The sequence below is a fragment of the Photobacterium sp. genome, assembly GCF_057456235.1.
In genome coordinates, this window is the sequence record NZ_JBVCPH010000024.1 from 1 (window position 1) to 18,963 (window position 18,963).

An 18,963-nucleotide genomic window follows, 5' to 3' on the forward strand; every position below is an offset into this window, starting at 1 on the left:
AAGTTGAAGCATAAATTGACTGTGCCAATATCATTCCTCTGCAGGAATCATACTGTTCGGTCACTCAGTTCATTGATAAATCTTTCGACTTAACTTTTTCACGAGTGCCCACACAGATTGCATGGTCAAATTGTTAAAGAACGTTGACTAACACATTGTGTCAGTCAGGCAGCGAATCTTACGCGCCTTTAATTTTAAGTCAAGAAGTTTTTTTAATTTACTGAAAAACCCTTCTTAACCTACCCCCGCGAACTTAAAGTTAAAACTTTAACGTTTTCACCTTCATCGCTGAGCAGGACGGCCATTCTAGACAAAAACAGTAGCGTGTCAAGCACCCATTTTAGCTGTTTTTGTTAACCTTCCTATTTACCTACAAGTTATACACAGCTTATAAATAACTTACTAAGCTCGCATACTCCCTGCTGGTGTGGCGGCATTATAGGGAACCATTCAAGCATGGCAACTCTTTTTTGTTGTTTATATCCCACTTGATGATATTTCCAGCCAAACAGGCCAAAACCAACAAAAAACCATCAAAGTTAGAGTCGGGTATTCTGGAGCTCAGGAGAATCGTCGTTAATACCCGATTTAACTACGTGGATTATGGTATCCAAGCTCAGAACAGCACTTAAGCTTAGTCTATTATCGGCAGGTTGTTTCTTAATAAAGAGACATACAAGAAAAAGTAGTAGTCAGAAAGCTCCTGACTACCTAAAGAAGATCAGTCAATGGCGACAATAAAGAAAGGATTCAGTAAATCTTCACGGTGATAATACAGCGGTTCACCCGTTAATTGATTAACAGTCGCTCCCGCACTTTCAGCCACGCATTGACCCGCAGCGGTATCCCACATCATTGTAGGACCTAAACGAGGGTAGTATTGAGCCCGACCTTCAGCAACCAGACAGAACTTCAATGATGAGCCGACTTCTGTCATTTTGTATTCCCCGAGCTGTTCCAGATAACTCGCCATATCCTGACTTGGGTGAGAGCGGCTACCCACAACGGTTGGCACTGTTGCTGGCCGCACTTTGATCTGATCTCGACCCGCTTTAGTTTGGAGCCATGCATTTTTTCCATCAGCCAACCAGCTTTTGTCTAGCGCTGGAGCATGAACAATCGCCAGAACCGGTTTACCTTCTTTTATTAGGGCAATATTAACGGTGAACTCACCATTCTGACGCAAGAACTCTTTTGTGCCATCTAATGGATCCACCAGCCAGAATGACGACCAGTGTTGCCGTTCCGGCCAAGGAGTATGAGCTGACTCTTCTGATAAGATAGGGATATCAGGGGTTAGCGACATGAGTCGCTCTACTATAATAGTATTTGCCGCAATATCAGCTTCAGTCACCGGACTGCTATCCGCTTTTTCTTCAACCTGAACATTTGCATGGTAACGATCCATGATCGCTTTTCCGGCATCTAAAGCAATGCCATAGATAGATTCGAGCAGTGCACTCACCAGCGGCTCCTTTTATTAGCGGATAATTTGACGTTCTTTCAATGAACACAAGGACAATTCAACCAACTCTGTTACCGACTTATCACCCGCCTGCAAATGAATTTCCGGATGTTCTGGTGCCTGATATTCAGAATCAATCCCCGTGAACTGCTTAATTTCACCTGCTCGGGCTTTTTTATACAACCCTTTGGGATCACGCTTCTCACATTCACCTAATGGAGTATCAACGAAGACTTCAAGAAACTCCCCTTCAGGGAGTAATTCACGCACTAACTGACGTTCTTCTCTATGAGGTGAAATGAAAGCTGTCAGTACAATCAATCCCGCATCAGCCATTAATTTAGCGACTTCGCCAATCCGGCGGATATTTTCACGGCGATCTTCTGATGAGAATCCGAGATCACGGCACAAACCATGACGTACATTATCACCGTCTAATAGATAGGTATGGTAACCCAGCTCAGCTAAACGGCTCTCTAACGCTCCGGCAACCGTTGACTTACCGGCACCGCTTAAACCGGTAAACCACATCACACAGGGTTTCTGTTTTTTCTGATCAGAACGATATGCTTTATCAATATTATGGCTGTGCCATACCACATTTTCATTGTCTTGAGGTTGAATAATGGCGGTCATAACAAACTCCGTTCCATGACGCTGTATTTAATAATAGGATTTAAAATGGAAATAATAGTGGGATTAACGTGAGAACAACCACGGAGTACACCACTGAAATCGGGAAACCGATACGCAGATAATCTTTCAGTCTGTAATTCCCGACACTGTAAACCAGCAAATTCGTCTGATAGCCATAAGGAGAAATAAAGCTCGCACTGGCACCAAATAAAACGGCCATAATAAAAGGCATAGGATCTGCACCGTACCCCATCGCCAGGCTGTAACTGATAGGAAATGATAACGCCGCGGCGGCATTGTTCGTCACCAGCTCAGTTAATACCAAGGTCAACAGATAGACGGCAATTAAAGCACCATACATCCCCCAACCATTAAATGAGGTCATCAACAGGTTACCCATACGTTCAGATAACCCGCTGGAGATCATTAACTGTGCCAGTGATAACGCAGATCCGACAATAACGACTATATCTATCGGGAATTGACGCCTTAGCTCAGTAAAAGAGATAACACCGGTTGCTAATAAAAGTAAGATGTAAGCTGTCAGGCCCTTAATGATTGGAAGTACATCCGATAAAGCAGCAAGGATCACGGCCATAAATCCTGCCAGCACAGCCAGGCTTTTCGTACTATCAAGACGTGCACTGGAATCTAGACCATTGACCAGAACGAACTCACGGTTCAGCTTTCGCCTTTTCTCGTGAAAGCTCTTGCCCGGCACGATAATTAATGTATCACCAGCATGTAATTCAATATTTCCCAAACCGCCAGCCAGACGTTCATGGCCACGTCGAATAGCCACTACGACCGCATCGAACTGTTCCCGAAACTTAACACTCTTTAACGTCTTGCCCCGGATACCCGCAGAATGACTGACAATCACTTCCATCATGGTCTGGCCATTAAGGTGGTGCTGACCAAATAGTTGCAGTCCTTTGATTTCTTGCAATGTTGTCACGCTTTCCACATCACCGCAAAACAACAAAGTATCACCAGCCTGGAGCTTGGTATCCGGACATACCGGTGCAATCGTCTTCCCGTCACGCAGTAATTCAGCCAAAAACAGGCGACGAAGTGCCCGAAGGCCATTTTCCGTGACGGTTTTACCCACTAATGGAGTCCCTCCCTCAACTCTGGCTTCCAGAAAATAGGGTAATTCATCCTGGGCGCTGTCATCGTAGCTGGGTAAAAAATGGCTTAACGGGATTAAGATAGTCAAACCAATCAGTAACACTGCCAGGCCAATGCCTGTGGGGGCAAAGAAGCCCAGGCTGGGTAAGCCGACATCTTCTACGAAGCTATTTATAATGAGGTTGGTTGATGTACCAATCAGGGTCAAAGTGCCACCTAAAATAGCGGCATAAGAAAGCGGGATCAGCAACTTAGACGGAGCATGACGCTGATTGCGTTTAACCGCGCCAATTAACGACACAACAACGGCGGTATTATTGGTAAACGACGAAAGAAAAGCCGTTGATAAACCTAATTTTGCCACCACTGATGAGTGCCCGCCCTCAGAAATCTGCCGCCCGACCCAGCTGATCAGGCGCGTTTTTTCAAGAGCAATGGAAGCAAGGATCAGTAATACCAGTGTTAACAGTGACGAATTAGTAAAATTGCCTGCCAGCGCCGGCAGATCAATCATCCCGGTCTGGAATCCAACAAACGCCGCCCCTGCAAACAAATAAGCGGGTTTGATCCGTGTGGTTAATAGACAGGTTACTATCACCATCAACATGGCGAGCACCATCCCTTGCTCCCAGCCCATGTTCATTACCCCAGTAACCTACTGATATCGTTCGTACCCCAATGTGGGAAATGTTTACGAATTAAGGCATTAAGTTCTAGCTCAAAAGCACTAAAGTCATGGTGTTTCGCCGTTGATTCAGCGAGTGCTTCACAGACCATGCCAGCACCAACCGTCACATTCGTTAAACGGTCAATGATAATAAATCCGCCGGTATCCATGCAGTTTTTATAAGCATCAACAGCAATGGCTTCATTAAGGACAACTTCACACAAGCCAATACCATTCAAAGGTAAAGCCTCAACTGCAAAGGTCTCAAGATTATTGATATCCACCTGGTGGCGAATAGTCTGTACCGAGCCGACCGTTTTTTTGCCAGCAACTTTTATATCGTACTGGCGCCCGGCTTCTAATGGCGCTTCAGCCATCCAGACAATATCGGCTAACAGATGATTACTCAGCGGTACATCGTCATTAATCGCGACAATGGTATCGCCACGGCTGATATCAATTTCATCGTTCAGCGTAAGCGTCACCGCCTGACCGGGATGAGCTTCAGGCAGATCGCCATCAAAAGTAACGATACGGTTGATAGTTGACGTTTTACCTGACGGCAGCGCTTTGATCTCATCACCTACTTTCACTACGCCAGAGGCAACAGTGCCGGCGAAACCACGGAAATCTAAGTGAGGACGATTGACATATTGCACCGGGAAACGAAAATCACCGGATTCGCGTTCCTGACCGAAATCCACGTTTTCTAATAGCGCCAGCAGGGAATCCCCCTCGTACCAAGGTGTTTTATCACTCAGGTTTACCACATTGTCGCCATCGAGTGCCGAAAGCGGCACTAACTGAATATCAAGGTCGGCATTAAGCTTATCGGCAAATGCCAGGTATTCCTCGCGGATCTGCTCATAGCGAACTTGATCAAAATCAACCAGATCCATTTTGTTAATCGCAACAATAAAATGGCGGATCCCCAGCAAACTGGCGATATACGAATGGCGGCGAGTCTGATCCAATACCCCTTTACGCGCATCAATTAAGATCACTGCAACATCACAAGTCGATGCACCCGTAGCCATGTTACGGGTATACTGCTCATGCCCTGGCGTGTCGGCAATAATGAATTTACGTTTTTTGGTCGAAAAATAACGGTAAGCAACATCAATGGTGATGCCCTGCTCCCGCTCCGCCTGCAGGCCATCGACCAGCAGAGCCAGATCCGGCTTATCGCCCGTTGTACCTATTTTCTGGCTGTCCGTATGAATTGCCGCTAACTGATCTTCATAAATTTGATGAGAATCATGCAGCAGACGACCAATCAGGGTACTTTTACCGTCATCCACTGAGCCGCAGGTTAAAAATCTAAGTAGAGATTTGTTGTGGTGCTGGTCAAGATACGCTTCAATGCCTAACTCAGCGACTTGTTGTTCTATCGTACTGTTCATTTGTCTTTCCTTAGAAATAACCCTGACGCTTCTTCAATTCCATCGATCCAGACTGATCATGGTCAATCGCCCGCCCCTGACGCTCACTCGATGTCGCCACCAGCATTTCTTCAATAATACCCGTTAAGGTATTCGCTTCCGACTCGATAGCACCGGTTAGCGGATAACACCCCAGCGTTCTGAAACGAACACTTTTATGCTCTATTTTCTCGCCTGGCAGCAGTGTCATGCGATCATCATCAGCCATGATTAACATGCCATCACGATCGACCACCGGACGCACAGCCGACAGATAAAGCGGGACGATTTCAATATTTTCTAAATAGATGTATTGCCAGATATCCAGCTCGGTCCAGTTTGATAACGGGAAAACACGGATGCTTTCACCTTTATTGATCTGGCCGTTATAGGTTTTCCATAGCTCCGGACGCTGGTTTTTCGGATCCCAGGTATGGTTCTTATCGCGGAATGAATACACCCGCTCTTTGGCACGGGATTTCTCTTCATCACGACGGGCCCCGCCAAATGCCGCATCAAAACCATACTTGTCCAGAGCCTGCTTCAATCCCTGAGTTTTCATGATATCGGTATGCTTCGACGATCCGTGCTCAAAGGGGCTGATCCCCATAGCTAACCCTTCAGGGTTTTTGTGAACCAGCAGGTCAAAGCCATATTTCTTGGCGGCGTGATCGCGAAACTCAATCATTTCGCGAAATTTCCAGTCAGTATCAACATGCAGCAAAGGAAATGGGATCTTGCCCGGATAGAATGCCTTTCGCGCTAAGTGCAACATGACCGATGAGTCTTTCCCGATGGAATACATCATCACAGGGTTATCAAACTCAGCAGCTACTTCACGGATAATATGAATACTTTCCGCTTCAAGTTGCTTGAGGTGAGTTAATCGTTTTGGATCCATTACTCTCTCCATGCTATGCCAACCTTACTACTGCTGATTGCTGTAGTTGCTGTTCCTGCTTTCCGAACCAATGTAATTTTTCTGATAATTTCACCACTTCTCCCACAACAATAAGCGCAGGTGATGCGGCATTCTGCGCCAGCTGCTCAAGTTCACTCAGCTGACCTTTGAGGACTTTCTGCGTTTTCTGCGTCCCCCTTTCAATAATTGCAACAGGTGTATCGCTGGCCCGGCCATGTTCCAGTAGCTGTTGCTGGATATGACCGGATTTCATCAGCCCCATATAAATGACCAAAGTCTGTTTGCCACGAGCTAACGTCGACCAGTCAAGCTGATCGCTATCAGGTTTAAGATGCCCGGTTATGAACAGTGCGCTCTGGGCATGATCGCGATGAGTCAGCGGAATACCCGCATAGGCTGTTGCTCCGGCGGCGGCAGTAATGCCAGGTACCACCTGGAAAGGAATGCCAGCGTCAAACAACACTTCAAGCTCTTCGCCACCGCGGCCAAAAACAAAAGGATCACCGCCTTTCAGCCGCACAACACGTTTGCCCTGCCGGGCATACTGAACAATCAATTGATTGGTTTGTTCTTGCGGCACACTGTGAAAGCCCGCTTTTTTCCCGACACAGACCTGCTCGGCATCACGACGCACTAAGTCCATCACTTCGTCTGAAACTAAGTAGTCGTAAAGCACGACATCCGCCTGCTGCATCAGTTGCAGTGCGCGCAGCGTTAGCAAGCTTGCATCACCAGGACCGGCACCAATCAGTGCCACCTGGCCCTGAGGAGCATCCGACGTCGAAAGCTCAACCAGCGCCTGTTCGGCTTGCTGTTCTTGTCCCGCAGCCACTAACTCGGAGAAACGCCCATCAAAGGCTTTTTCCCAGAACTGTCTGCGGGCAGAGAAAGAGGTAACGGTCTTGGCGAGTTGGTTACGAAAACGTCCGGCAATGGTTGCCATTTTGCCGAGGTGCTGCGGCAGTATGACTTCAAGTTTTTCGCGAATTAAACGCGCAAGCACGGGGGCTTTGCCTGACGACGAGATCGCCACAATAATGGGTGACCGATCAACAATGGACGGGACAATGAAACTGCAGCGCTGCGTATCGTCGACTACGTTTACTAATACTTGGCGCTGATTTGCCGATTGATAGACCAATGCATTGACCGATTTACGTTCAGTCGCCGCAATAGCCAGAAAAATGCCATCAAGGTGTGACGGTTCAAATTCATCGGCGACATGGGTAATTTGGTGTTGCTGAACAGCTTGCTGGAACTGGTTATTCAATACTGGCGCAATTACGCGAACATCGGCTCCCGCTTTCAACAACATTCGGGTTTTACGCCATGCCACATCATTACCCCCTACAACGAGGCAGGGACGACGTTTCAAATCCGCAAAAATTGGCAAGTAATCCATTTCCAGTGCTCTCAATATTATCAACTTCACTTGCACTATAGATGGAGCGGGATATTACTTGAAATTCTAAAATATCATTTTTTATTCCAAAAAGTTTGAGCGATTGAAAAACCAGTCAATTGTGCAGGAGGAAACTTAATGGACAGAGAAAAGAAGCCAGAATAACGATGATCACAACAGAATGGGGCAAGGCATAGCAATGAACCAGACTCATCAGGATTAACTTAATGCCCTTTTAGATGAAATATCGACAAGTAAATCCTCATCAACGTCGACTTAAAGACAGCCAATGAGCCTAAATACGCGATTTAAAGCACAATAAATTAAGAAGTTACCGTCATCACCCACATATTTTTGATACCTTTAGCACACTTTCCCGTGTCTATTTTCCCTGGAGAAAATCATGAAATTATCTGCCAAGCCACTGTCAATTGCAGTACTGGGTGGTCTGCTAGCGCTGGCGGGTCCGGCCACTGCAGAAACCATCAAATTACGGATTCTGGAAACCACCGATATCCATACCAATGTGATGGATTATGATTACTACAAAAATAAGCCAACGCAAAAAACAGGTCTTGTCCGTACCGCAACATTAGTAAAACAAGCCCGAGCTGAAGTGACTAACAGCGTATTAGTTGATAATGGTGATCTGCTTCAGGGCAGCCCGATGGGCGATTACATGGCAGATAAAGGGATCAAGCCTGGTGAGGTTCATCCTGTTTATAAGGCGATGAACTTATTAAACTACGATGTCGGTAATCTGGGAAACCACGAGTTCAACTATGGTCTGGCTTTCTTAAAAGAATCCCTTAATGACGCGGCATTTCCTTACATCAATGCGAACGTGATTGACCTGAAAACAGGTAAAAACATGTTCACGCCTTACATCATCAAACCTCATACCTTTAAAGACACTGATGGGATGGCGCATGAAATAAAAATCGGTTATATCGGTTTTGTTCCTCCGCAAATCCTGATTTGGGATAAGAAAAACCTGGAAGGCAAAGTAGAAGCCAGAGATATCAAACAAACGGCTGAGAAATTTGTTCCGCAAATGAAAGCTGAAGGGGCTGATGTTATCATCGCTATTCCGCATTCCGGGGTGTCGGCAGACCCATACAAAGTCATGGCCGAAAACTCAGTGTATTACCTCACCGAAGTGGAAGGCATTGATGCCATTGCCTTTGGCCATTCCCATGCCGTATTCCCAAGTAAAAGCTTCGAAAAACTGCCCAATGCCGACATTGAAAAAGGCACGATTAATGGTGTCGCTGCCGTTATGCCCGGCCGCTGGGGCGATCATCTGGGGGTGATGGATCTGGTACTGGATAAGCAAGGTGATACTTGGGCAGTCACCAACGCACAAACTGAAGCTCGCCCGATCTATGATAAATTTGATAAAAAGCCATTAGTTGAAGCGGATGAAGCGCTGGTTAAAGCAGTCAGCGGTGAGCACGCGGCAACCCGTACATTCGTTAACCAGCCAATTGGTAAAGCCAGCGATGTGATGTACAGCTTCTTGGCACTGGTCCAGGACGATCCAACGGTTCAGATTGTTAACCTTGCACAAAAAGATTATGTCGAACGCTTTATTCAGGGGGATCCGGATCTGGACGGCACTCCGGTACTTTCTGCTGCAGCCCCCTTTAAAGCCGGCGGTCGAGGTAACGATCCAAGCAACTTTACGGAAGTAGAGGCTGGCCAGCTGACTTTCCGTAATGCCGCCGATCTCTACCTTTACCCGAATACCTTAGTGGCAATGAAAGTCACCGGCAAAGAAGTGAAAGAGTGGCTGGAATGCTCTGCCGCCCAATTTAATCAAATCGACCTGACCAGCACCGCCCAACAAGGCCTTATTAACTGGGAAGGTTTCCGCACCTACAACTTCGATGTTATGGAAGGGGTTGAGTACGGTATCGATGTCTCACAACCCGCACGTTATGATGGCAACTGTAAGCGTATTAATGGCCAGGCAGAGCGGATAAAAGGCTTAAGCTTTAACGGTCGGCCGGTTGATCCTCAGCAGCCATTTATCATCGCAACCAATAACTACCGCGCTTATAGCGGTAAGTTTGCCGGTACTGGTGAGCAGTTCGTCGCTTTTGCTTCTCCTGATGAAAACCGCACGGTCGTTGCTGATTACATCAGCCGGATCAGCAAAGAAAAAGGCCAGGTTGTACCCAATGCTGATAACAACTGGCACTTCACTCCACTGAAGAGTGATCACAAGCTGAACATCACTTTTGAAACCTCGCCAAGTGAAAAAGCAGCTAAGTTCATCAAAGAGAAAAGCCTGTATCCAATGACACCAACAGGTACCGATAAAGTTGGCTTTGCCATTTATCAACTGGATCTGCAGACAAAATAAGGCCTCATTCAGCCTGATAATGATACAGATAAAATACCGTAGCCTAGACTGCGGTATTTTTTTGCTATGATGCCAGTAAGGCTAATTAACCAGATCTCCAAGATGAAAGATGTACTGAATCATTTTCTCCAGCAGTTAGGGGGCAGCAGCGATGCCACCCAAATGGCAACAGATCAAGCCAAACTGCTCGAACTGCCGACTCGTCACATACTGCTTAATCAAGGCGAAACCCCCAGCGAGTGTTATTTCTTATTAGAGGGTGTTTGTCATGCCTGCTATCTCACCGAAGATGGACGTCAGTACAGCAAGGAATTTTACTGGGATCAGGATGTGCTGATTGGCTTTGATAGTCTGATCACCGAGCAGCCTTCCCCCTATCTATTGGAAACACTTTCTGCCAGCCAGCTACTGGCACTTCCTATTGAGTTGCTACAGCAATGGCGCGAACAGGGCGATCCTCTCTATATCAAATTACTGGAACGTCAGCTGGTACATAAAGAACAAAAAGAACGTTTCATGTTACTGCATTCACCAGAAGAACGTTTTCAGCTATTTAGCGAAAGCTTTCCCGATTTACTCAAACACGTGGCGGATCACCAAGTGGCTTCTTATCTTGGTATTCCTCCCATTAGCTTAAGCAGGCTCAAAAAACGACTCGGTGAAAAATAATTAACAATTGTTAAGGCGTCCTTCTCTTCGAGCCGCTATGTTAGGCCCAATTATACGAACTGGTTTACACCAAACCCAAGGAGCAATATATCATGCAGTGGCTATGCCTTCCTTTCAGCCAGTTATCAACCGATCAGCTCTACGACCTCATGAAATTGCGTGTCGATATTTTTGTGGTCGAGCAAAACTGTCCGTATCACGAATTGGATAACCATGATCGAAAAGACGGGGTTCATCATCTGCTAGGCTATAAAAACGATAAACTGGTGGCCTATTTACGCCTGTTACCGCCCGGGACAACTTACGACAATGTCAGTCTTGGCCGCATAGCGATCGCGCCATCGACCAGAAGCCTTGGCCTAGGCCACAGCCTGCTCCAACAGGGTTTACAGCAAGCTGAGTTATTGTGGTCAGGAAAAACGATTGATATTGGCGCGCAGGCACATCTGCAGGATTATTACCGGCAATATGGCTTTACCGCGTTCTCAGAGACCTACCTCGAAGATGACATTCCTCATATTGATATGCGCTTAACCAAAAGCGCACAGTGAAAACACTGTATAAAAAACGAGAAGGTAGAAAAAAGAAGGCCGCATGATGCGGCCTTCTACAAGCTTAGATCAGGCATGAAGCCCGTTACTGGCCACGCGCAAAGCTGCCGTCTGAACGGCGGAAGAACATCACCGGATCACCATCACTGCTCTCGATCTGCAGCGCATCCAGCTGACCATTCGCGGTTTGCTTATAACGCAGCCACTGACCGGATTGTATCTGGCTCAACGGTTTCCCTTTTCCTTCAATCGCCGCGACCGCATACAGATCTGACAATGGCAGCGCTTTCTCACGGAAAATATGCGCCAGCGTTTCTCCCTTCTGCACTTGGTACTTAAACCATTGTTCCGCCACAACCGCTTTGACCTCCGTCGTCGCTGCCGGTTCTGTAACCTCAGCAGCGAGCTGACTCGGACGCTTCGGAGACACCGGCTCAGCACGCTTGTCTACCGGTTCCGGCGTATTATCAATATTCAGCTCAATATCACGGCGTACCGTCTGTTCCGGTATAGAGCTATCCGCCTTCTTGCTGGCGGGAAGCAATACTAAAACCAGCACCAAAGGGATCAGTACCGCCAGAGCACGACGATGTAATTTCGGCAGGCGTTGCCACTTGGCTTTCAATGGCGCCAATTTTTCCAGCCAGGCTTGCTTACTGCCAGTCAAGCGAATTTGACTAAAGGAAAAATCCGGCAGTTTAAATCCATTATTTTTCTTTGAACGGCGTTTGGCCTGTCCCATATACAACACTCCAGAGCTTTTTTAAGCCACGCAATCAAGGAATACTATTTACAAAAGTTTACCCCTTGGGGTCGAAACTGTTATCCTGCCTGCTTTAATTCACTCTACATTAAGAGATGACAAAAATGTCTGACGTTAAACTAGATACAGTTGAAACTAAAGCAAGCTACGGTATTGGTCTACAAATGGGCCAACAACTAGCGCAAAGCGGTCTTGAAGGCCTAAACGTTGCTGCTATTGCTAAAGGTATCGCAACTTCTCTAACTGGTGACATGCCAGAAATCGAAGTGGATGACATCAACAATGCACTTCGTGAACTTCACACCACTGCTGAAACAGCTCGCCAAGAGCAGGCTAAAGTTGCAGCTGCTGACGGTGAAGCTTTCCTAAAAGATAACGCACTACGCTCAGAAGTTACAGTAACGGAATCAGGTCTTCAGTACGAAGTACTTGTTGAAGGTAACGGCGAAATCCCTTCATCTGACAAGCAAGTACGTGTTCACTACCACGGTGAGCTAACTGACGGTACGGTATTCGACAGCTCTGTATCTCGCGGTCAGCCAGCTGAATTCCCAGTAACTGGCGTCATCGCTGGTTGGGTTGAAGCTCTGCAGATGATGCCTGTTGGTTCTAAGTGGAAACTGTACATCCCTCAGGATCTTGCTTATGGTGAGCGTGGCGCAGGTGCTGCTATCCCTCCATTTGCAGCACTAGTCTTCGAAGTAGAACTTCTAGACATCCTGTAAGTTACCTTTAGGTAGCGTAAGAAGGCGAAACGGTGCAACCGCGCTGTTTTGCCTTCCTGAAATAACGCACACACACCGCGCAGTTAATCACATTTTTTCAATTTTATTTGCTACTTACACCACATTCTCCACTACGCTTAGTAAACGCGCAAAAGGAGAATGACATGGATAAAGTTCAACTAACCCGCCGTTTTTTCAGCCTCTTCACCCTCATCGGTATTCTTGCAACCAGCCCTTCGAGTTTCGCCTTCAGTCTGCCAGATCTTTTTGGTGGCGATGATGAGCCCGCGGCAACGACAACCTCAATAGCAGCCAATCCGCTCACTGATTTACTCAGTAGCCAGCTAGGCGTCTCCCCGGAACAAGCCGCTGGCGGAGCAGGGGCTTTACTGTCTATGGCAACCAGTCAACTCTCGGGCGATCAAGCCAGTGAATTAACCCAAATGATCCCGGGCTTAGATACCTTAACGAATGCAATCCCATCCGGGCTCAGCGGCATGCTTAGCACCATGAATGGACTCAATCAGGTCTTCACCGCACTGGGTATGGATGCTGGCATGGTCAGCCAGTTTATTCCGGTTGTGATGCAATATTTAGGCGATCAGGGAGCCAGTGCCGGATTAATGGAAACATTAGGCCAAGTGTGGCGTTCGACAAGCTAAGCCAATCTCATCGACAAACTCAATTTTTGGCCATAACCATACAGGGTCGCCCGTGCCGCCCTGTCAGCATAAGGTAAATTAGTGAAAATAATGAAAAAGCCTTATCTTCATCACCCTTGCAGGCCAGATAAGGCTTTCATGTTATTACGCAATATTGGATATGTGAGTTAACCTATTAGATACCGGACCCATCAGATTCGCCATCATCTTCATGCAACCCACATTCGCGTTTAAGACCAAAGAAACGGGTTTCTTCCTCTTTCATCCCCGGCTCCCACTTACGTGTGGTATGGGTATCGCCAACGGATAAATAACCTTCTTCCCGTAATGGGTGATAAGGCAATTCATGCTGGGTCAGGTAGTGGTGAATATCCTTATCACTCCAGTCAATCAGAGGCAAAAATTTGAACACACCATTTTGAATCGCCAGTACCGGCAGCGATGCCCGTGAACTCGACTGCTCGCGACGCAAACCCGAGAACCAGGCACTCACATTCAGCTCATCCAGCGCCCGCCGCATCGGTTCGACTTTATTAAGCCGGTTATATTGCTTAATACCGTCGACGCCCTGCTTCCATAACTGACCATGGCGGGCTTCCTGCCATGCCGCACTGGTCTCAGCACGGTAGACATGCAGATTCAGCGATAACCGATCTGTCAGCTGATCGATAAACTGATAGGTTTCCTTAAACAGGTAACCGGTATCCGTCAGGATCACCGGAACATCGGGCGCTTCCTGAGTCACCAGGTGCAGCATCACAGCAGATTGAATACCAAAACTTGATGCAAGAGCAAATTCACCGTCAAGGTTTTCCAGTGCCCAGCGCACCCGGTCAGGTGCAGAAAGGGCCTCTAGCTCAGCATTAATCTCGGCTAATTGAAGGATCTGCTCAACCTTCGTTTTTTGCAGCAAATCCGCTAATGCGTATTTAGGCATGGAAATCCCTCTTTGAGACGAGCACAGGTTCAATAATACCGGCTCGGATGGTGAAATCACCAAAGCCTTCACCGTCTTCACGCTCAGTAGCCCAGCGGCCAACCAGCTGATCGATCTCATCCATAATTTGTGGCACCGTGATATTTTCCCGGTACATTTTCGGTACCCGGGTACCATTACGGTTACCGCCTAAATGGACGTTATAGCGACCCGGCGCTTTACCGACTAATCCGATTTCGGCCAACATTGCACGTCCGCAACCATTAGGACAGCCCGTTACCCGCAGAATGATATTCTCATCTTTCGCTAAACCATGCTTTTCCAGTACCGCCTCAACATCCGTCACAAACTGAGGCAGAAAACGCTCAGCTTCGGCCATTGCCAAAGGACAGGTGGGGAAAGAGACACAGGCCATCGAGTTTTTACGCTGCTCGCTGACGCCATCATCGATCAAGCCATGATCCCGAGCGATCTTCTCGATCCGATCTTTTTCCTCTGCCGATACCCCCGCCACAATCAGGTTCTGATTGGCGGTCATACGGAAATCGCCTTGATGGACTTTGGCAATTTCCGCGACACCGGTCTTGAGCGGTTTGCCCGGATGATCCAGCAAACGACCATTTTCAATAAACAACGCTAAGTGGTGCTTGCCATCAATGCCTGCAACCCAACCGATACGATCGCCCCTTTCGGTAAATTCGTAGGGGCGACTTGCTTCAAATTGCACGCCGGCCCGATTTTCGACTTCCGCCTTAAAGACATCAACACCGACACGATCCAGGGTATATTTCGTTTTCGCGTTCTTACGGTTAGAGCGGTTACCCCAGTCACGCTGGGTAGTAACCACCGCAGTCGCCACATCCAGGGTTTTGTCTAACGGGATAAAGCCAAAATCATCAGCCTTGCGCGGATAGGTCGATGTGTCACCATGGGTCATCGCCAGGCCACCGCCTACCAGCACATTAAAACCAACTAATTTTCCGTTGTCAGCAATGGCGACAAAGTTGAGATCATTGGCATGAACATCGATATCGTTCTGCGGCGGAATAACCACCGTGGTCTTAAATTTTCGTGGCAGATAAGTACTGCCCAGAATGGGCTCTTCATCGCCACCTTCAATCTTTTCACCATCAAGCCAAATTTCAGCATAGGCGCGGGTTTTCGGCAGCAGATGTTCACTGATCTTTTTCGCCCACTCATAGGCTTCCTGATGCAGCTCCGACTCTACCGGATTGGAGGTACACAGCACGTTACGGTTCACATCACCCGCGGTGGCAATGGAATCGATACCGATCTTATTTAACGTCTGGTGCATCAATTTAATATCAGGCTTCAACACCCCATGAAACTGAAAAGTCTGACGGGTGGTCAGGCGAATACTCCCGTACAGAGTGTGCTCTTCGGCAAACTGGTCAATCGCCAGCCACTGCTTAGGGGTAATAATGCCCCCCGGCATACGGGCACGCAGCATCACATTGTATAAGGGTTCCAGCTTTTGCTTGGCACGCTCGGCACGGATATCACGATCATCCTGCTGGTACATACCATGGAAGCGAATTAACTGGAAATTATCGGCCGTAAACCCTCCGGTGGTACGATCTTGCAAGTCTTCAGCGATCGTACCCCGAAGAAAATTACTTTCTCGCTTCAGGCGTTCGTTATCTGATAATTTTTGTTCAGTCATTAGTACACATCCCTCTGGTAACGCTTATTCTTTCGCAGATCATTAAGATACTGTTCTGCCTGTTCCCGGTCCTGATGACCTTGTTGTTCGATTACCGTGATCAAGGCTTCATGGACATCTTTCGCCATATGGGTCGCATCACCACACACATAGACATGCGCTCCGTCCTGCAACCACTGCCAGACTTGCTCAGCCTGCTCCAGCACCCGATGCTGAACATACACTTTTTCTTTCTGATCGCGACTGAACGCCACATCAAGCTGATTAATCACTCCCGATTTCAGGTACTTCTGCCATTCCACCTGATAGAGAAAATCTTCAGTAAAGGTACGGTCACCAAAGAACAACCAGTTTTTCCCTTCTGCGTCGCGATTTTCACGCTCCTGAATAAAGGCACGGAATGGGGCAATACCGGTGCCCGGGCCAATCATGATCACCGGAGTATTATCATCGGCAGGCAATTTGAAGTGATTGTTAGGTTCAACAAACACCTTGACGCTATCACCTTCTGCAAGGCGATGAGACAAGAAGCTGGATGCGCCACCCAGACGGCTTTCGCCCTCCTTTTCATACTCAACCACCCCTACGGTCAGGTGAACTTCCTCCCCCACCTCTTCCTGACTGGAAGCTATAGAATACAAACGGGGGGTCAGGCGTCGAAGTAAACCGGTAAGCTGCTCTGCACTGAGCTGAGTTTTCTTTTCCGCCAGCACATCTATAAGCTGGGTATTAGCCGCGTATTCACGAAGCTTGTCTTTGTCTGAGACCAGCTTCTCCAGCTTTTTACTGCCAGACAATTGAGCGAACTTGGTGACCAACTGCGGGTTGGCCGCCGTAATTTCATACTTACTGATCAGGGCTTGTTTTAAGCTCAGCTTATCACTATCGACTTCTACCGTTTCCTCTCCGCTCAATCCGGCTTTAGCCAGAATGGCTGCCGCCAAAGTAGCATCATTTTCATACCAAACGCCCAGCGCATCGCCTGGTTGGTAGGTTAACCCGGACTCTTCCAGATCAATTTCAATATGGCGTACATCTTTGCCCGAACGACGACCCGTAATTTTCTGGCTGGTCAGTAAGGTAGCCGAATACGGTTTTTGCTTGGAATACGGTGATGGCGCCTGCTGCGTCTGGCCAACAGGCAGCTGCACCACTTCAGCCTCACCGCTCGCTAGCGTTTCCCGGACTTTATCCAGCGCCTTCGCACGCCATGCAGCAACAGACGCATCATAGTCAACGTCACAGTCAAGGCGTTCTAGCATTGGCTGAGCGCCAAGCTGGGTAAGGAAACCATCAAAATCCTTTGCTGTCTGACAGAAGAACTCGTAGCTCGAATCACCCAGGCCAATGACGGCATATTTCAGGTTCGGTAATTTCGGGGCTTTCTTCGACTGTAAGAACTCGTGCAATTCAATGGCATCATCCGGGGCTTCCCCTTCACCGTGCGTTGAAGCAACAATGATGACATGAGTGGCTTTCGCCAAATTCTTCCCTTTGTAATCACCTGCCGAGAACAGCTCAACAGACATACCCGCAGCGCTCGCTTCTGCTTTCAGCGTTTCTGCAACGCCTTTGGCATTCCCCGTTTGTGAAGCATAGATAATGGTTAACTTACCAGCCGGGGGCGCGGCAGCTGCTGGTTGTGTGACCGACTGCAGATGGCCTGAGGCCTGAGTCTGGCTCAGCCCCCAGAAATAGCCACTGATCCACGCGAGTTGCTGCGGCGATGATTCAGCGGCTGCTTGCTGCAGCTGCTCGATTTGTTGATCATTGATGGGGCTGGCTATAGCCGAGAGTTCCTTAAGTAACATGACACGACGATCCCTATATATTGCGTCATGTTAGATTAGCCACTTAAGGCCATAACAAGAAAGAATAGATAAGAATGTTTTATAACTTTTAGTATGAACGAGGCGCGAGGACGTCTGACTCAGTCAGCTATTAAGTCAAAAAAACTCTCAACAGGAAAGATGGCATCAGAAAGTATCGGCGATACGCACCTGATGAAAGCCCACTTCAAATGCCCTTTCGGTAGCAGTATCAATATCGTGATAGCACTTTTCACTGCCAGCGCTATCCGTTAAAGGTACCAGCCCGCCTCGGCGGTGACGGAATTCAACAATCCATCCATTCTCCTGGATCGATGGCTCAATGACAGCTTCAACTAAATCGCTGGCAGCATATAAACGTTGTAATTCGGTTAATGTCATGAGACCGCTTCCTGATAAATACCCTACTTATTAAAAATGGTACAAAAGCAGGAGAACAGGCAACAAAAAAGCCACGAAAATCGTGGCTTGTTTCAATCAATCACTCTCGCAGAGTGGCTTAGATATCGATTTCGATACCCGCAAACCAACCGTCTAGCTTCACTTTGCCATCAGTATTTTTAATGAAGTCAAAGTCATAGTCCATCACACGATAGCCTGCACGCAGGTTAAGATCGGCGGCGATTAAAGGAAGAGTCCACTTAACACCAGCCTGGCCATCAACCGTGCTTGTACTGTCATAGCTGCCAACGTTCAGATCACCGAACACCGAGACTGGCGTCATAGGAATGCCAACTTCCACGTTTCCGTACAGACTTGGCTGCCACTCGCTGAAGCTCTCGCCTTCAAACTTACCCGCATTGAACTTTGACAATGAGAAGCCAACATCAAAAGCAACGGCGTCATTGTCCAAAATTTCATAGTATGCGGTGTAATCTGTCTGGCCGAACGCCACTGATCCCGTATCAATATCGTTATAACGAATACGCAGATTTGGCACTAGAGGGATAAAGTGCTCGACAGCAACATACAGCGACGTCGCGGTATCATCACTATGACGTGTGTCGTTCACTTTTGCATCTGCAAACCATGCATCCGCCCCGACTTTAGCCCCTATCAGGGTTGCAGCTTGTGCAGGAACAGCAAAAGCTACAGCAACCGCTGCAGCGGAAAGAATGAGTTTTTTCATGC

At 47.7% G+C, this 18,963-nt stretch carries 17 protein-coding genes; 5 read left to right on the forward strand and 12 right to left on the reverse strand.

The features are described 5' to 3' along the window. Window positions 1-721: 721 nt before the first annotated feature. The 6 genes from cysQ to cysG are packed head-to-tail and all read right to left on the reverse strand — an operon-like array spanning window position 722 to window position 7,644. Window positions 722-1,465: a 3'(2'),5'-bisphosphate nucleotidase CysQ gene (gene cysQ, locus AC2204_RS19405; RefSeq protein WP_413466726.1), complete on the reverse strand. Its 744-nt coding sequence runs from the start codon at window positions 1,463-1,465 to the stop codon at window positions 722-724. Between the two features lie 15 nt (window positions 1,466-1,480). After that, a complete protein-coding gene (gene cysC, locus AC2204_RS19410) occupies window positions 1,481-2,101 on the reverse strand; it encodes an adenylyl-sulfate kinase (RefSeq protein ID WP_318927517.1) in 621 nt (206 codons plus the stop codon). A 40-nt stretch (window positions 2,102-2,141) separates the two neighbouring features. Beyond that, window positions 2,142-3,869 (reverse strand): SLC13 family permease, encoded by a 1,728-nt coding sequence (locus tag AC2204_RS19415; protein ID WP_318927590.1) that lies wholly within the window; start codon window positions 3,867-3,869, stop codon window positions 2,142-2,144. A gap of 5 nt (window positions 3,870-3,874) precedes the next feature. After that, on the reverse strand, window positions 3,875-5,302 hold the full coding sequence (cysN, locus tag AC2204_RS19420; protein ID WP_318927519.1) for a sulfate adenylyltransferase subunit CysN: 1,428 nt from the start codon (window positions 5,300-5,302) through the stop codon (window positions 3,875-3,877). A gap of 10 nt (window positions 5,303-5,312) precedes the next feature. Continuing rightward, window positions 5,313-6,221, reverse strand: a complete 909-nt coding sequence (gene cysD / locus AC2204_RS19425; RefSeq protein ID WP_318927521.1) for a sulfate adenylyltransferase subunit CysD — start codon at window positions 6,219-6,221, stop codon at window positions 5,313-5,315. A 13-nt stretch (window positions 6,222-6,234) separates the two neighbouring features. Next, window positions 6,235-7,644 carry a siroheme synthase CysG gene (gene cysG / locus AC2204_RS19430; protein WP_318927523.1) on the reverse strand — a complete coding sequence of 470 codons (1,410 nt, stop codon included), beginning with the start codon at window positions 7,642-7,644 and terminating at the stop codon, window positions 6,235-6,237. Between the two features lie 403 nt (window positions 7,645-8,047). On the opposite strand from cysG, the gene AC2204_RS19435 reads away from it, so the two are divergent. From AC2204_RS19435 to AC2204_RS19445, 3 genes are all read left to right on the forward strand, one after another. Further along, on the forward strand, window positions 8,048-10,012 hold the full coding sequence (locus AC2204_RS19435; protein ID WP_318927525.1) for a bifunctional 2',3'-cyclic-nucleotide 2'-phosphodiesterase/3'-nucleotidase: 1,965 nt from the start codon (window positions 8,048-8,050) through the stop codon (window positions 10,010-10,012). Window positions 10,013-10,114: 102 nt separating this feature from the next. Continuing rightward, complete coding sequence (locus tag AC2204_RS19440; protein WP_318927527.1) at window positions 10,115-10,681, forward strand: Crp/Fnr family transcriptional regulator; 567 nt, start codon at window positions 10,115-10,117, stop codon at window positions 10,679-10,681. An 89-nt stretch (window positions 10,682-10,770) separates the two neighbouring features. After that, window positions 10,771-11,232, forward strand: coding sequence for a GNAT family N-acetyltransferase (locus AC2204_RS19445; RefSeq protein WP_318927591.1), 462 nt, complete (start codon window positions 10,771-10,773; stop codon window positions 11,230-11,232). A gap of 85 nt (window positions 11,233-11,317) precedes the next feature. On the opposite strand, the gene AC2204_RS19450 is transcribed toward AC2204_RS19445, so the two are convergent. Beyond that, window positions 11,318-11,974, reverse strand: a complete 657-nt coding sequence (locus AC2204_RS19450) for a LysM-like peptidoglycan-binding domain-containing protein (RefSeq protein ID WP_318927529.1) — start codon at window positions 11,972-11,974, stop codon at window positions 11,318-11,320. A 125-nt stretch (window positions 11,975-12,099) separates the two neighbouring features. Between AC2204_RS19450 and bamJ the strand changes: the two genes are divergently transcribed. Together bamJ and AC2204_RS19460 are read left to right on the forward strand one after the other, a co-directional pair. After that, entirely contained in the window at window positions 12,100-12,720 is a 621-nt protein-coding gene (gene bamJ / locus AC2204_RS19455) for a BamJ family beta-barrel-assembly machinery protein (protein WP_318927531.1), read from the forward strand. A 164-nt stretch (window positions 12,721-12,884) separates the two neighbouring features. Next, the gene (locus tag AC2204_RS19460) at window positions 12,885-13,382 is read left to right on the forward strand and encodes a DUF2780 domain-containing protein (RefSeq protein WP_318927533.1); all 498 of its coding nucleotides are present in this window, start codon (window positions 12,885-12,887) and stop codon (window positions 13,380-13,382) included. A gap of 175 nt (window positions 13,383-13,557) precedes the next feature. Here the strand turns inward: AC2204_RS19460 and AC2204_RS19465 are convergent, their stop codons facing one another. From AC2204_RS19465 to AC2204_RS19485, 5 genes are all read right to left on the reverse strand, one after another. Then, window positions 13,558-14,319: a phosphoadenylyl-sulfate reductase gene (locus tag AC2204_RS19465; RefSeq protein ID WP_318927535.1), complete on the reverse strand. Its 762-nt coding sequence runs from the start codon at window positions 14,317-14,319 to the stop codon at window positions 13,558-13,560. After that, the gene (cysI, locus tag AC2204_RS19470) at window positions 14,312-16,003 is read right to left on the reverse strand and encodes an assimilatory sulfite reductase (NADPH) hemoprotein subunit (protein WP_318927537.1); all 1,692 of its coding nucleotides are present in this window, start codon (window positions 16,001-16,003) and stop codon (window positions 14,312-14,314) included. Before cysI ends, AC2204_RS19465 begins: the two co-directional genes overlap by 8 nt. Beyond that, window positions 16,003-17,814, reverse strand: a complete 1,812-nt coding sequence (locus AC2204_RS19475) for an assimilatory sulfite reductase (NADPH) flavoprotein subunit (protein WP_318927538.1) — start codon at window positions 17,812-17,814, stop codon at window positions 16,003-16,005. Before AC2204_RS19475 ends, cysI begins: the two co-directional genes overlap by 1 nt. A 165-nt stretch (window positions 17,815-17,979) precedes the next feature. Further along, on the reverse strand, window positions 17,980-18,213 hold the full coding sequence (locus AC2204_RS19480; RefSeq protein ID WP_318927539.1) for a thymidylate kinase: 234 nt from the start codon (window positions 18,211-18,213) through the stop codon (window positions 17,980-17,982). Between the two features lie 118 nt (window positions 18,214-18,331). After that, entirely contained in the window at window positions 18,332-18,961 is a 630-nt protein-coding gene (locus tag AC2204_RS19485; protein WP_318927541.1) for a TIGR04219 family outer membrane beta-barrel protein, read from the reverse strand. Between the last annotated feature and the right edge of the window lie 2 nt (window positions 18,962-18,963).

Coding starts and splice junctions, on each gene's coding strand:
- cysC (WP_318927517.1), bottom strand. CDS start 2,101: ATGACCGCCATTATTCAACCTCAAGACAATGAAAATGTGGTATGGCAC.
- AC2204_RS19415 (WP_318927590.1), bottom strand. CDS start 3,869: ATGGGCTGGGAGCAAGGGATGGTGCTCGCCATGTTGATGGTGATAGTA.
- cysN (WP_318927519.1), bottom strand. CDS start 5,302: ATGAACAGTACGATAGAACAACAAGTCGCTGAGTTAGGCATTGAAGCG.
- cysD (WP_318927521.1), bottom strand. CDS start 6,221: ATGGATCCAAAACGATTAACTCACCTCAAGCAACTTGAAGCGGAAAGT.
- cysG (WP_318927523.1), bottom strand. CDS start 7,644: ATGGATTACTTGCCAATTTTTGCGGATTTGAAACGTCGTCCCTGCCTC.
- AC2204_RS19435 (WP_318927525.1), top strand. CDS start 8,048: ATGAAATTATCTGCCAAGCCACTGTCAATTGCAGTACTGGGTGGTCTG.
- AC2204_RS19440 (WP_318927527.1), top strand. CDS start 10,115: ATGAAAGATGTACTGAATCATTTTCTCCAGCAGTTAGGGGGCAGCAGC.
- AC2204_RS19450 (WP_318927529.1), bottom strand. CDS start 11,974: ATGGGACAGGCCAAACGCCGTTCAAAGAAAAATAATGGATTTAAACTG.
- bamJ (WP_318927531.1), top strand. CDS start 12,100: ATGTCTGACGTTAAACTAGATACAGTTGAAACTAAAGCAAGCTACGGT.
- AC2204_RS19460 (WP_318927533.1), top strand. CDS start 12,885: ATGGATAAAGTTCAACTAACCCGCCGTTTTTTCAGCCTCTTCACCCTC.
- AC2204_RS19465 (WP_318927535.1), bottom strand. CDS start 14,319: ATGCCTAAATACGCATTAGCGGATTTGCTGCAAAAAACGAAGGTTGAG.
- cysI (WP_318927537.1), bottom strand. CDS start 16,003: ATGACTGAACAAAAATTATCAGATAACGAACGCCTGAAGCGAGAAAGT.
- AC2204_RS19475 (WP_318927538.1), bottom strand. CDS start 17,814: ATGTTACTTAAGGAACTCTCGGCTATAGCCAGCCCCATCAATGATCAA.
- AC2204_RS19480 (WP_318927539.1), bottom strand. CDS start 18,213: ATGACATTAACCGAATTACAACGTTTATATGCTGCCAGCGATTTAGTT.
- AC2204_RS19485 (WP_318927541.1), bottom strand. CDS start 18,961: ATGAAAAAACTCATTCTTTCCGCTGCAGCGGTTGCTGTAGCTTTTGCT.